At 54.8% G+C, this 13,543-nt stretch carries 11 protein-coding genes and 2 pseudogenes; 6 read left to right on the plus strand and 7 right to left on the minus strand.

Annotated features, from left to right (window positions below; all coding sequences use genetic code 11):
* Positions 1-57 precede the first annotated feature (57 nt).
* On the plus strand, positions 58-1,971 hold the full coding sequence (gene ppiD / locus ACTG1K_RS12505; protein ID WP_440005536.1) for a peptidylprolyl isomerase: 1,914 nt from the start codon (positions 58-60) through the stop codon (positions 1,969-1,971).
* A 190-nt stretch (positions 1,972-2,161) separates the two neighbouring features.
* Here ppiD and ACTG1K_RS12510 read toward each other — a convergent pair whose 3' ends face one another.
* From ACTG1K_RS12510 to ACTG1K_RS12530, 5 genes and pseudogenes are all read right to left on the minus strand, one after another.
* Entirely contained in the window at positions 2,162-3,754 is a 1,593-nt protein-coding gene (locus ACTG1K_RS12510; protein ID WP_440005538.1) for an ABC-F family ATPase, read from the minus strand.
* Positions 3,755-3,919: 165 nt separating this feature from the next.
* Positions 3,920-5,572 (minus strand): cation acetate symporter, encoded by a 1,653-nt coding sequence (locus ACTG1K_RS12515; RefSeq protein ID WP_425856057.1) that lies wholly within the window; start codon positions 5,570-5,572, stop codon positions 3,920-3,922.
* A gap of 11 nt (positions 5,573-5,583) precedes the next feature.
* Positions 5,584-5,895, minus strand: a complete 312-nt coding sequence (locus ACTG1K_RS12520) for a DUF485 domain-containing protein (RefSeq protein ID WP_005336970.1) — start codon at positions 5,893-5,895, stop codon at positions 5,584-5,586.
* Positions 5,896-6,000: 105 nt separating this feature from the next.
* A complete protein-coding gene (locus tag ACTG1K_RS12525; RefSeq protein WP_440005540.1) occupies positions 6,001-6,627 on the minus strand; it encodes a 3'-5' exonuclease in 627 nt (208 codons plus the stop codon).
* A gap of 2 nt (positions 6,628-6,629) precedes the next feature.
* A pseudogene (locus ACTG1K_RS12530) lies at positions 6,630-8,416 on the minus strand (putative nucleotidyltransferase substrate binding domain-containing protein).
* Positions 8,417-8,584: 168 nt separating this feature from the next.
* On the opposite strand from ACTG1K_RS12530, the gene ACTG1K_RS12535 reads away from it, so the two are divergent.
* The 3 genes and pseudogenes from ACTG1K_RS12535 (at position 8,585) to ACTG1K_RS12545 (ending at position 10,246) form a co-directional block, all read left to right on the plus strand.
* Positions 8,585-9,391 (plus strand): crotonase/enoyl-CoA hydratase family protein, encoded by an 807-nt coding sequence (locus ACTG1K_RS12535; protein ID WP_440005542.1) that lies wholly within the window; start codon positions 8,585-8,587, stop codon positions 9,389-9,391.
* Between the two features lie 18 nt (positions 9,392-9,409).
* A pseudogene (locus ACTG1K_RS12540) lies at positions 9,410-9,936 on the plus strand (phage portal protein); the annotation flags it as partial.
* 58 nt (positions 9,937-9,994) lie between these two features.
* Positions 9,995-10,246: an ogr/Delta-like zinc finger family protein gene (locus ACTG1K_RS12545; RefSeq protein ID WP_440005544.1), complete on the plus strand. Its 252-nt coding sequence runs from the start codon at positions 9,995-9,997 to the stop codon at positions 10,244-10,246.
* 22 nt (positions 10,247-10,268) lie between these two features.
* On the opposite strand, the gene ACTG1K_RS12550 is transcribed toward ACTG1K_RS12545, so the two are convergent.
* Both ACTG1K_RS12550 and ACTG1K_RS12555 read right to left on the minus strand, forming a co-directional pair.
* A complete protein-coding gene (locus ACTG1K_RS12550) occupies positions 10,269-11,057 on the minus strand; it encodes a hypothetical protein (RefSeq protein WP_440005546.1) in 789 nt (262 codons plus the stop codon).
* A 115-nt stretch (positions 11,058-11,172) separates the two neighbouring features.
* Complete coding sequence (locus ACTG1K_RS12555) at positions 11,173-11,820, minus strand: GNAT family N-acetyltransferase (protein WP_440005548.1); 648 nt, start codon at positions 11,818-11,820, stop codon at positions 11,173-11,175.
* Between the two features lie 127 nt (positions 11,821-11,947).
* On the opposite strand from ACTG1K_RS12555, the gene ACTG1K_RS12560 reads away from it, so the two are divergent.
* Both ACTG1K_RS12560 and ACTG1K_RS12565 read left to right on the plus strand, forming a co-directional pair.
* On the plus strand, positions 11,948-12,097 hold the full coding sequence (locus ACTG1K_RS12560; RefSeq protein WP_440005550.1) for a DUF4113 domain-containing protein: 150 nt from the start codon (positions 11,948-11,950) through the stop codon (positions 12,095-12,097).
* 341 nt (positions 12,098-12,438) lie between these two features.
* Positions 12,439-13,467, plus strand: coding sequence for a DUF4062 domain-containing protein (locus tag ACTG1K_RS12565; protein ID WP_440005552.1), 1,029 nt, complete (start codon positions 12,439-12,441; stop codon positions 13,465-13,467).
* The last annotated feature ends 76 nt before the right edge of the window (positions 13,468-13,543 follow it).

The raw sequence follows: 13,543 nt of genomic DNA on the forward strand, positions 1-13,543 counted from the left end.
AATCGGTGCGCCTTTTTATTGTTTACGCCCATCGAGTTCGGGAGCATAAGTACAAACATGATGTTGGATAAACTACGCGAAGGGGCGCAGGGCAAGGTAGCCAAGGTTATCTTGGGCCTGATCATCCTCTCCTTTGCCTTGGCTGGTGTAGGTAGTTACCTGAACGGCCCGGCCCGTACCGCCCCCGCCACCGTCAATGGCACCGAGATCAGTGCTGCGGCACTGGAAAATGCCTATCGTAACGAGCGCGCCCGCATGGAATCCCAGATGGGAGAGGCATTCAGCCAGCTGGCCGCGAACCCCGATTACATGAAACAGTTCCGTCGCGGTGTGCTGGATCGCCTGATCGATCAGGCTCTGCTGGACAGCAAGGCCCGTGAACTGGGTCTGCGCATCAGCGATGAACAGATCAAGCAAGCCATCGTGGCCATGCCGGAGTTTGCCGAGAATGGCAAGTTCAACAATGACCGCTATCTGCAGCTGATCCGTCGTGCCGGCATGACTCCTGAAATGTTCCGTGACTCCCTGCGTCAGGACATGGTGCGTCAACAGTTGATGAGCGCCCTGCTGGGCACCGAATTCTCCCTCAAGGGCGAAGCGGAGCAGCTCGACAAGCTCTACAACCAGACTCGCGATCTGCGTCTGGTGCGTCTGGCTGCTGCCAACTACATGGCTGACGTTCAGGTCTCCGACAACGAGCTGGAGCAGTACTACAAGACCAATGGCGCCCGTTTCATGAACGACGAGCAGGTCAAGGTCGACTATCTGCTGCTGGACGCTGCCAACCTCGCCAAGGATATCAAGGTCACCGAGCAGGATGCCCAGGATTACTACGATCAGCACCAGGATCTGTTCCAGCGTGCCGAGCGTCGCCACGTGGCTCACATCCTGATCCCGTTTGGCAAGGACGAGAAAGCGGCCGAGCAGAAAGCAGAAGCCGTGCTGGCCAAAGCCAAGGTGGGCGATGATTTCGCTGCACTGGCCAAGGCTGACTCTTCCGATACCTTCTCTGCCAAAAAAGGCGGCGAGCTGGACTGGTTCGAGAAAGGGGTGATGGATCCGGCCTTCGAGAAAGCCGCGTTCGCCCTGAACAAGGCTGGCGATCTCTCCGGCGTGGTGAAGAGCCCGTTCGGTTTCCACATCATCAAGCTGCTGGGGGTTGAAGCCGCCCAGATCAAGCCGTTTGCCGATGTGAAAGAAGAGACCATCACCCGTCTGCAAGCTGACAAGGCCAAGGAGAAGTTCTTCGCCGAGCAGCAGAAGATGGCTGACAACAGCTTCGAAAACCCGGACTCGCTGGATCTGACCGCTGATGCCATGGGGATGAAGGTTCAATCTTCCGATTTCTTCACTCAGGCGACTGCTCCGGCTCCGCTGAACGATCCCAAGGTGCTCTCTATTGCGTTCTCCGAACAGCTGCGCGATGACAACACCAACTCCGACGTGATCGAGCTGGCTGACGGCAAGGCGCTGGTGCTGCACATCACTGGTCACAAGCCCAAAGCGGTCAAGCCGCTGGCTGAGGTGAAAGAGCAGGTGATTGCCGCCATCAAGCATGACAAGGCTAGCGAAGTGGCCCGTGGTAAGGCCCAGGGCCTGCTGGACAAGCTGAAAGTCGGTGAGAGCATCACCGCCGATCTGACTGCACTCGGTCTGAAAGTGGAGACCCACAAAGGGGTTGCCCGCTTCGATCGCGAGCTGGATCAGAACCTGATTGCCCAGGCGTTCACGCTGCCCCATCCGATCGACGGCAAGCCGAGCGTGGCTCTGGTTGCCGAGACCAATGGTGACCGCGTTGTGGTTGCGCTGGACAAGGTCAACGTCCCTGCCGCCGCATCCGGCATGGCCGCCATGCTGCAAGCTCAGCTGGGTCAGGGCAAAGCCCAGGTGGATTACAAGTCTCTGATCGACGAGTTGCGCAAAGCGGCCAAGATCGAGTACTTCACCAGTGTGGAAGCGACCGTCGAGTAATCGGCACTGCGCAATCCATTGAAAACGGCTCCTTGATGGAGTCGTTTTTTTATCTGTGGGCAAGAGGGGGGGAGACTCAAGCTCTGTGCTCTTCGTGTAGTCACACCGCGGCTATACGTCCTGATACGGGATATAAAAAAACCGGCACCTGAGTGCCGGTTTTGCATTGCGCACTTGCGCAGGAGCGGGGTTATACCACGCCCTGGGTGCGCAGGTAATCCTCGTAGGTGCCGCCGAAGTCGCGGATACCATCTTCGCTCAGCTCGAGGATGCGGGTCGCCAGAGAGGAGACGAATTCGCGGTCGTGGGAGACGAAGATCAGGGTGCCCTTGTACATATCGAGAGCCAGGTTCAAGGATTCGATAGATTCCATGTCCAGGTGGTTGGTCGGCTCATCCATGATCAGGATGTTGGGACGCTGCATCATCAGCTTGCCAAACAGCATGCGACCCTGTTCACCACCGGAGAGCACCTTGACCGGCTTCTTGATGTCGTCCTGGGAGAAGAGCAGACGGCCCAGTACGGAGCGTACAGCCTGCTCGTCTTCGTTCTCCTGTTTCCACTGGGCCATCCAGTCGAACACGTTGAGATCAGTGTCGAAATCTTCGGCGTGATCCTGAGCGTAGTAACCGATCTGGGCGTTTTCGGACCACTTGATGGTACCGGTATCCGGTGCCAGATCCCCGACCAGCGTCTTGATCAGGGTCGATTTACCGATACCGTTGGTACCCAGAATGGCGACTTTCTCACCCACTTCCAGCATCATGTTGAGGCCCTTGAACAGGGGCGCCTCGCCATAACCTTTGGACAGGCCTTCGATCTCCAGAATGTTGCGGTAGAGCTTCTTCTCCTGCTCGAAGCGGATGAAGGGGTTCTGACGGCTGGAGACCTTCACTTCCTCAATCTTTATCTTGTCGATCTGCTTGAGGCGGGAGGTCGCCTGGCTGGACTTGGAGGCGTTGGCACTGAAACGGGAGACGAAGGATTGCAGATCGGCGATCTGGGCCTTCTTCTTGGCGTTGTCGGCCAGCAGACGCTCGCGCGCCTGAGTGGCGGCCAGCATGTAGTCATCGTAGTTGCCCGGGTAGACGCGCAGCTCGCCGTAGTCCAGATCCGCCATGTGGGTACAGACGGAGTTCAGGAAGTGACGGTCGTGAGAGATAATGATCATGGTGCTTTCACGTTCGTTGAGCACCTGCTCCAGCCAGCGAATGGTGTTGATATCCAGGTTGTTGGTCGGTTCGTCCAGCAGCAGGATGTCAGGGTTGGAGAAGAGCGCCTGTGCCAGCAGCACCCGCAGTTTCCAGCCAGGAGCCACTTCGCTCATCGGGCCGTTGTGCTGCTCGATGGGAATACCGGCACCCAGCAGCAGTTCGCCTGCGCGGGACTCGGCGGTATAGCCGTCATACTCGGCGACCAGACCTTCCAGCTCGGCGGCCTTCATGTAGTCGTCGTCGGTCGCTTCGAGGTTGGCGTAGATGGCATCGCGCTCGGCGATGGCCGCCCACAGCTCGGTGTGACCCATCATGACCACGTCCAGTACGCGCATATCTTCGTAGGCGAACTGATCCTGACGCAGCTTACCGATGCGCTCGTTGACGTCCAGGCTCACATTACCGCCAGTGGGCTCCAGATCACCGCCGAGGATCTTCATAAAGGTGGACTTGCCACAGCCGTTGGCGCCGATAAGGCCATAGCGGTTGCCGCCGCCAAACTTGACGTTGATGTTCTCAAACAGCGGCTTGGCGCCGAACTGCATGGTGATGTTGTTGCTACTTAACAAGGTATGTGTCCCGATTGGTCTGTCAAATGGCGCGCATTATGGCACAGATCCCCCGAAAGTTTTAGCGAGAAGTGTGATCTTGATCGGGGCAAGCGGGGCGTGCAGCCGATTGATGGGCAATAAAAAAAGCCGGCACGAGGCCGGCTTGGTAGTGTGATTGACTCATCAGTGGGAGGTGGCGCCAGAGGCACCCAGCCCGGTCTGGGAGCGAACGAACTGCGGCAGGAACTTGGCATGTTCGTCGGCGGCGTTCTGGGAGCTGTCGGTGATGGAGAAGAACCAGATCCCGACGAAGGCCAACCCCATGGAGAAGAGGGCAGGGTATTCGTAGGGGAAGATGGCCTGGGCATGGCCCAGCACTTTCACCCACACGGTCGGGCCCAGGATCATCAGGGTCACTGCGCTCACCAGCCCCAGCCAGCCACCGTAGACTGCGCCACGGGTGGTCAGGCGTGACCAGAACATGGAGAGGAACAGTACCGGGAAGTTGCAGCTGGCGGCGATGGAGAAAGCCAGACCGACCATGAAGGCGATGTTCTGCTTCTCGAACAGGATCCCCAGACCAATGGCAACCACGCCCAGCACCAGAGTCGTAATCTTGGAGACACGCAGTTCATCGGTCTCGTTAGCCTTGCCCTTCTTCAACACGCTGGCATAGAGGTCATGGGAGACCGCAGAGGCTCCCGCCAGGGTCAAACCGGCAACTACCGCCAGAATGGTGGCAAATGCCACGGCGGAGATGAAGCCGAGGAACAGGCTGCCACCGACCGCATTGGCCAGATGGACTGCCGCCATGTTGGTGCCGCCCAGCAGGGCGCCGGTGGCGTCCTTGAAGGCCGGGTTGGTGCTCACCAGCAAGATGGCGCCAAAGCCGATGATGAAGGTGAGGATGTAGAAGTAGCCGATAAAGCCGGTGGCGTAGAACACCGATTTACGCGCCTCTTTGGCGTCACTCACGGTGAAGAAACGCATCAGGATATGGGGCAGACCGGCGGTACCGAACATCAATGCCAGACCGAGCGAGATGGCGGAGATGGGGTCAGCAACCAGGCCACCCGGGCTCATGATGGCAATCCCTTTTTCGTGCACCTTGACCGCTTCGCTAAACAGGGCACCGATATCGAAGTTGACCGATTTCATGACCATGATGGCCATGAAGCTGGCACCGGAGAGCAGCATCACTGCCTTGATGATCTGCACCCAGGTAGTGGCTAGCATGCCGCCAAACAGCACGTAGAGCACCATCAGGATACCGACCAGCACCACGGCCACATGGTATTGCAGGCCAAACAGCAGCTCGATCAGTTTGCCAGCACCAACCATCTGGGCGATCAGGTAGAGGGCGACCACCACCAGCGAACCACAGGCGGAGAGGGTACGCACTTCAGTCTGCTTGAGACGATAGGAGGCGACATCGGCAAAGGTATATTTGCCGAGGTTGCGCAGCCGCTCGGCGATCAGGAACAGAATGATGGGCCAGCCCACCAGAAAACCGATGGAGTAAATCAGGCCATCGTAGCCGGAGGTGTAGACCAGCGCGGAGATCCCGAGGAAGGAGGCGGCGGACATATAGTCACCGGCGATGGCCAGACCGTTCTGGAAGCCGGTGATACGGCCACCGGCGGCATAGTAGTCAGAAGCCGAGCGGTTGCGCTTGGAGGCCCAGTAGGTGATGAACAGAGTGGCGGCCACAAAGACCACGAACATCACGATGGCCGACACATTGAGGGGTTGGCGTTGTACCTCGCCGGTCAGCGCATCCGCTGCCAGCAGGGGGGAGGAGGCCAGTGAGGCCAACAGCAGCCACTTGCCTTTCATGCTTTTTGCGCTCATGACTGCACTCCCTTGAGGATCTTCTGATTCAGCTCGTCAAACTCGCCGTTGGCCCGAAACACATAGATGCCGGTCAACACGAAGGAGGAGAGGATCAGTCCCACCCCGACCGGAATGCCACGGGTGACGGTGGTGCTGTCGCTGAGCGGGGTGCCGAGCCAACCGGGGGCAAAGGCGATGAGCAGAATAAACGCCAGGTAGAGTCCCAGCATCAGAGCCGAGAGGGCCCAGGCAAAACGCTGGCGCTTGGCGACCAGCTCCTGGAAGTTGGGATCTTGCTGGATCCTCAGATAGCTTTGCTGTTCCATTGCAGTTCTCCATGACATGAGTGTCAGCGGTGGATGGGGTAACCCCGACGAGCAGGTAATCTGCTCATGTAAGCAAAATGTGAATTAAATGTTATTTGTCGACAATTAGACTTTGGGATAAGCCAGTGGCGAGCCGCAGGTCAGGCGCAGATAGATGAGTGCGGCCGTGGTGGCATCGGCAAGGGCATCGTGGGCGGGCAGGTGGGGCAGCGCCAAGTGACGGCAGATGGCACTCAAGTGGAGGTCAATGGCGGCATCGGGGTAGCGGCGATAGAGGTGGTCGTGATAGAGCTGGCTCACCTCGATCCCTCGTTGGGGCAGGGTCAATCCCCACAATTTCTGGCAGGCAAGATTGAGAATACGCAGGTCGTAGGCGATGTGATAGCCCACCAGTTCGCGCGGGCCGATATAGTCGAGTAGCAGGCGCAGCGAGGCTTCCAGCTCCATCCCCTGTTGCAGATCCTGATGGCGCAGACCGTGGATCACCACAGATTGGCTGGTCAGGCTGGCCGGTGGCTGTACTTTGATGGCGAGGGCCTCACCGGTCAGCAGCCGGTTGCCCTGAATGCGCACCGCCCCGATGGAGACGATCTCGGCCTGCTCGGGATCGAGACTGGTGGTCTCGAAATCGAGGGCGATCCGTTCATCTTCCGGTGGGGTGGCAAAGAGCGGCGCGAACTCGCCAGTTCGGAACGCACGGCCATACCAGTAGCGTCGAACGCGGCTCAACATGGCTATTGTCTCAGACGAAAGTGCAAGGTGAGCCACTGCTGGAACTTCTTCACCTGATGCAGCGCCTGACGCAGCAGATCCCGCTCGCTGTGGCTAAGCTCGCTTGTCTGTACCCGGCTATTGCCCCCCTTGAGCTGGCTGCGCAGCCTAAGCCGGATAAAGAGCCGGAACGCCTCCGCCAGATTGCTGCTATAGTCGGCACTGAGCCGATCGGCGACCACCAGCGCATCGATACGCCCCAAGGTTGAAGTCTCCAGAATGCCTGCCTCAAGGGCCAGCATGCGGATGCCGTGCACCAGCGGGAACAGGCCACCCCGTTTCAGATCCAGCCCTTCCGGTGGCTGCTCCAGCCGGCCAAACAGGGTGAGCGGGGCATGGAAGGCCACCGCCGGTCGCACCATCTCCGCCAGCAGATCCCGCCTGTCCGCCAACTGCTCGCGCAGCGCTCTGGCAACCGGCAGATGGAGCTGACGGTCCCCTGCTATGGGGTGAGCATCGGCCAGGGTGGCGAGCCAGAGCAGCTCATCCTCCTTTGCCGTAGTGCAGGCGCTAGCAATGGCGCTTTGCCACTCGCTGCCTGTTTTCACCCAGGCCGGATTGTTCACCATCACCTGCCCGGGGCAGAGGGGGTAGCCGAGCCGCTCCAGCAGGGCGCTGAATTCGGCCAGATCGGCTGCCTGGGTGGGCCATGCCAGCCCCTCTGGCAGGATCAGGGCGTTGTCCTGATCGGTTTTGAGGATCTGCTCGCCGCGCCCCTCCGAGCCCAGCATCAACAAGCAGACGTTATCCTGTACCTCGGGGGGATCACCAGCACAAAGGCTTTGGCGATCAGCTGTTCGTTGATGGTGGCGATGAGCTTCATCAAAAAGGCGGTGTGGATCCCCTGGGCAAACAGGGATCGGGTCAATTGCTGCTGCTCGCGGGCGACCGCCTCCAGCGCCGGCAGGCTGTCGGCGCGGGCGATACGCAACGTCAGCACGTGGGAGTGGGTAGAGAAGAGCCCCAGCACCTGAGTCAGTTGCAGGATCCCCGCCACCTCATTGCCGCGCCACACCACCAGTCGCTTGATGCGATGGCGGGTCATCAGCAGCAGGGCATCAAACAGATAGCTCTCCAGCGGCAGACCAATCAGGGGCGTGGGGGTCAGCACCGAGAGGGGGGCTGTCAGCGGCAATCCCTTGAGGGTCAGGGCATGGAGCAAGGTCTTGCGGGTTGCCAGCGTGAGGGAGCCGTCGTGGGCCGGGTAGAGCAGGCAATCGGTCCCCTTGCTCACCATGGCTTCGGTGGCTGCCAGCAGTGACAGCTTGCTGTCGACGATAAGCGGTGCCTGCAGGTGGCCGGGTTCGATTCGGGTCAGGATAAATTCCGCCAGATTCTTCTGACCCAGCTGTTCGCGCTGCTCCTGCTGGCGCTGGCGCTCGGCCAGATTGGCGGTGAAGTAGCTGGCAAACTGCGAGTCCTGCTCACAGAGCGCCAGAAAAGTGTGGCGAGGAATGAGCTGACAGAGGCTATCTTCCAGCGCGGTGAAGCGGTGGCGGCAGCGGCCGTCAAATTGGGCGCGCACATCGAACAGATCATCGACCCCGTAATCACCAAACTGGTGGTGAGGTGCCGACTCTTCCACAGCTCCCTTGATGATGAGATAGAGGCCGGGAGGCTCGTCCCCCTCTTTTAGCAGCAGATCTCCGGCCCGAAAATAGCAGAGCGAGAGGTGACGGGAGAGCCGCTCGCGCGCCTCCTCATCCAGTCGGTCGAACGGTGGTCTGGCAAAATTGAACAGGGTTGACATGACAGCGTCCTCTGCTGGCTTGCGGCACTCATGCAGCTCCCAGTGTGACAAAGGGAGGGGGAGGCGACCAGCCGACTTTAGTCTCAGCTGTACCGCCTGTTCACACTCTGATAACGTGGTGGTATGACCAGTGAGTCAGTTTCAGGGATCAAGGAGAGGACAAGGGAGATGGAAAAACCAAGGATCAAGTGCGAGATCCACGACGGGATTGCCGAAGTGATGCTGACGCGGGGGGATAAACTCAATGCGCTGGACCGCGCCATGTTCAGCGCCATCGATGAGACATTGACGCAGCTCGCCCGGCACAAGGGGCTGCGGGCGGTGATCCTGCACGGCGAGGGGCGGGCCTTCTGCGCCGGGCTGGATGTGAAATCCATGCTGAGACAGCCGGTGGCGGCGCTCGATATTCTCAAGCGCGAAGCGGACGAGGCGACCAATCTGGCCCAGCGGGTTGCCTATGGCTGGCACCAGCTGCCGGTGCCGGTGATTGCGGTGACCCAGGGAGTCTGTTTTGGCGGTGGCTTGCAGATCGCGCTCGGCGCCGATTTTCGCTTCAGCACCCCCGATTGCCGCTTCTCGGTGATGGAGATCAAGTGGGGCATCATCCCCGATATGAGTGGCAGCGTCACCATGCGCAACCTGATGGGAGTGGATACCGCCATGGAGCTGGCCATGAGCGGGCGCGAGCTGGATGCCGTCGAGGCCAAATCCCTCGGGATGGTGAGCCAGGTCTGCGCCGATCCGCTGGTTGAGGCGCGGGAGTTTGCCCGCACTCTTATCACCAAGTCGCCCGATGCCTTGGCGGGGATCAAGCAGCTCTTCAGTCAGGCCTGGGCTCGCAGCGATGAGGCGATGCTGAAGGAAGAGACCCGGCTGCAAAAGCAGATCCTGGGGCGACCCAATCAGTGGCGAGCCACCCTTAACAGCCTGTTTCGCTGGCGTCTGCCCTTCGGGCCGCGCCGCAATCCGCTTTGACTGCGAGCGGCACGAGCGATCTACGGTATGCCCGACTACCTGGGCGGCCTGCAGTCGGCGCTGCTCAATCAGGATGCCACCCTGTTTCGGCGCAAGTACTTCCTCAACGGCGCCCATATGGGGTTCATTTTCTACGCCACCGACCCGAACATGGACGACGACACCGAGGAGGAGATGAAGGAGATGATTGCGAGCAGCAAGGGAGTGGGGAACTTCCGTTCCATGTTCGTCAACATCCCGGACGGCAAGCCCGATGGCATCAAGTTGATCCCGGTGGGGGATATTGCCACCAAGGACGAGTTTGCGGCTATCAAAGGGGTCACCGCCCAGGATGTACTGACCTCTCACCGCTTCCCGGCGGCGCTGGCCGGTATCATTCCGACCAATGGCGGGGGAGGGCTCGGGGATCCCGAGAAGTACGATGCGACCTATGCCCGCAACGAGGTGTTGCCGCTGTGTGAGCTTATCCAGGATGTCATCAACAGCGCGGGACTCCCGTCTCCCTGCGGGCCGATTTTCGGGAGAATATCGGTTCAACTGTATAAACAAACAGTGCTTGCTGTGGCAAGATAGGCTGTTGATTTGGATAGAAAAGGGGGCGTAATGCGGGTTTATTGCAAAGTGTGTGGCCAGCGGGGCCGCATTACCAAGACCAACCGGCTGAGCGACGATGTCTCGGATCTCTACTGCCAGTGCACCGATGCAGAATGTGGCCACAGCTGGGTGGCCACCTTGTCGTTCGCTCACACCCTCAGCCCCTCGGCCAAGACCACGAACCAGCTGGTGCTCAGCTTGATGGGGTCGCTGACGCCAGAGGGGCGGCAGTTGGTACTCAAAGGGTTGGAAGGTGTCTAAATTATTGATGTCGATTCAAAATTTATGCTGGCGATATGACTGAGGAATACATGGGGCCTTCGTAGTCAATAGGCTCACCAGTAATTTCCTCAATCACCTTATTTTTTTCATCCATCCAATTTTGGAACACATCCAAATGGTCGTAGATTAGAGGGTGTTTTTTAGCTGATGCCGCAATCAAAAATGCAATTGCCTGACCGACATCAATACAGACAAGTAAAGAGTTATTTACCTCCCTGCTATTCTTTCCATAAACACCGATAAGTTCAAAACCATGGTATTTATCATCTATTTGGCCTGCGTCTATCAAGTGATTGAACACTGATTTTCGATTCGGATGTGCACCAAAGTCGATCGAGGCTTCATAGTTACTCATTAAAAATTCAGCCATTTCAGGAGAAAGCGATTTTAATTTACTTACAGCCTTTGTAACAGAGAGTTCCCTGCGGCATCTTTCTCGTGCACTCTTAGATACATGTCTTTGTAACCAAACCTTCTCGATTGCCTCGTCACAAGCACATAGGTAAGCGTAACTGGCAGATTCCAATGCAACCCTGGCGATTGGGAAAACTGAGGCTGCATGTCCAGATAGTGCTTGCCGCACAGCACTCATCAGCATTAAGTAGGAGTTCATTGCTAGAAAACCGGCAGTAGGACTTATATCAAGATCGTGATCAAATACTTCCTGCTGGAAGATTTTTTCCATCTGATCAATCAGATACATTAACTTGGGTTGCTCACTTTCGTGGCCTCGAGCGTTTTCAAGAGTTGCGAGAAGATAGTTATGAAGTGTATTAATATTAATTTTCAACTCTTGCTCCATTATACGTTGGTTTCTTGTGTGATGTCGCCAGTGTTATCTAAAGGGATGGCCGCCGCTTAGTAAATGACTACATATCACTATCTCAGAATTTAAAATGGGATATCTAAAAAGTCTTTTCTATTAACTCGACGTTTACTCCATTATCCCGCGTAAACTGTTCAAAGGATTTGTTTCCTATGTTTTTTCTAAAGTCAATAAGAAAGGCTTTTTTTATACGATGCCAATCGGCGTTCGTTTGTTCTTTACTAAGAGCGCAAACTGCAAACTCTAAACGATTTAGTTTTTTGGTGTTTTTATTTTTCTTTGAAAAAAACATAATTCTCTTTCCATCGTTACTAGGACCTCCATCAAAAAAATCATTCTTTTTATAAAATCCGGCACTGCCATAAGATGAAACTAAATTGATGATATCAAATCTGCTTTTTATATCATCTAGAATCATAGTTCCGATACCATTGCCTTTGTATAATGGATTTACTGCAATATAGTTAATCCTAACGGCACTAATGTCTGATGCGGGTCTGGTAAGAAAGGCGAAACCATAAAATGAATCTTTATTATAAAGTGTTCTAATAAGGGCAAGATCACGATTATGAAGTGAAAAAGCTAAAGTTGAAAACACTTCTTTTATACTCTCGCCAGATTCAGCCATCCAGCTTGAAAATATCAGTGCATGTAAAAAGCACACACCTTGGTTGTCCATTTCAAGAATACCACTATAAAGATCGTCAAAGTTAATCGCGTTAGTCATAACCCCACCTAAAATTCCTATATAAGACAGATATATTATCTTGCCATATCATGATACTGGTTTCATCTTTTCCATCGTAAGCAGCCATTTGGTAAGGGGGGCGAAAAGCCTGAGCAGCTAGGCGCTGATGCGGGTCATCGACAAGATCAACCAGGGGTGGCTCGGGAAGGTCTACTTTGCAGCCTGCGTCCGAGATATTCGAGAATGGATGATGAAGCGGGAGCAGTTAAGCCCCCGCTATACCACCGTGTTCGGCGAGCTACTGGTGGTTAAGTGAGTTCTTTAGGCCCCATCTTTGCTAAAGCACCGATGCCGAGTGTGGCACTGGCATTGAAAGGAGTGGGGGCATAATTGTGTCCTGGCGGTCGTTTTTTGCTCAAAGAATAGACTTTTATTCTGCATCGTATCGATCACACTGATGACTTGCGTCAAGAATTGAATAGAAAGTTAGCCTGATAGTTAACTTTTTACTCACTAAAATGGTGATCGTTTGATACTCTTTCTGCTGACAAAGTCCCGCTAGTCATAATCAAGAAGAAGCACATAAGTATATGAATGCCATCTTAAAATTGATTATGGCTCCTATAAACACCGACTAACAAAATCCCGCATATAATTATGAAACGACGATTGCAAATTTTTATTTCAAGCACGTACCTAGACCTCATCCCAGAAAGACAGGCCGCAGTTAGTGCAATTTTAAAATCAGGTCATATTCCCGCCGGTATGGAACTGTTTACAGCGGGGGATAGATCTCAAATGGAAACCATTAAGCGATGGATTGATGAATCTGATGTGTATATGCTCATCCTTGGAGGAAGATATGGTTCAGTAGAGCCAACATCTGGGATCAGCTACACCGAACTTGAATTTGACTACGCGATACAACAAAAGAAACCAGTGTTTGCGGTTGTTATCAAAGAAGATGCGTTGGAGCAAAAAATACGGTCTGGTGGTAGTGCATTTATTGAGCGGGAGAACCCCAAGGAGCTGGCTCTTTTTCGGTCCAAGGTTCTGAGTAACATATCCTCTTTCTTTGAAGACCAGAAGGATATAAAACTCTGTGTTCATGAAACTCTTTCTGAATTTTCTGTGAACAGAGACTTGAAAGGGTGGGTGCAAGCGGATGAGGTAGTTGACACTAAACCTTTGTTTGATGAAATCAAAAAACTGTCAGATGAAAATAGAGAGCTCAAAGAGGCGCTATCTAATTTAGAGACGCGGGCAGTATCAGAATCAAATAAAAAAGCGGAATCATTCAAAGAACTAAAAACAGTTCTGGCAGGGATTGACATCAAGATTCCAGCGAATTTAGCTAATGGGGAGGAAAAAAAAGTCGATCTTCTTGGACTTTTTTATGGGAATCGGGATGCCTTAGTCGGAGGAATAACCAATCATGTGGACGCCAGTGATACAGATATATTCTTTTTCTATAATGTTTGCCCAAAGCTACAAGTCCATGGTTTGGTGGTGAATGAAAAAGTTGCAGGTGTTCGTTATCGTCGATATGCCGTCACCGAACTTGGCAATACTTTATTAGCTGAGATAGAAAAACAAATTGTTCTTAGTAAAAAAAATGAGAAAACAAAAAAAGCAGTTAGTGCCCAAGCGAATACAGAGGTAGATAGTACGCTATCAACAGATTAGTTGGCCATAACAATATTTTTAATGCTTGAAGTTGATGGTTGTTTATAAAGTGGCTAGAGATATTATTCTAGCCACT

The organism is Aeromonas sp. 102P, assembly GCF_051920345.1.
In the GTDB taxonomy this organism is placed as follows: Bacteria; Pseudomonadota; Gammaproteobacteria; order Enterobacterales; family Aeromonadaceae; genus Aeromonas; species Aeromonas veronii.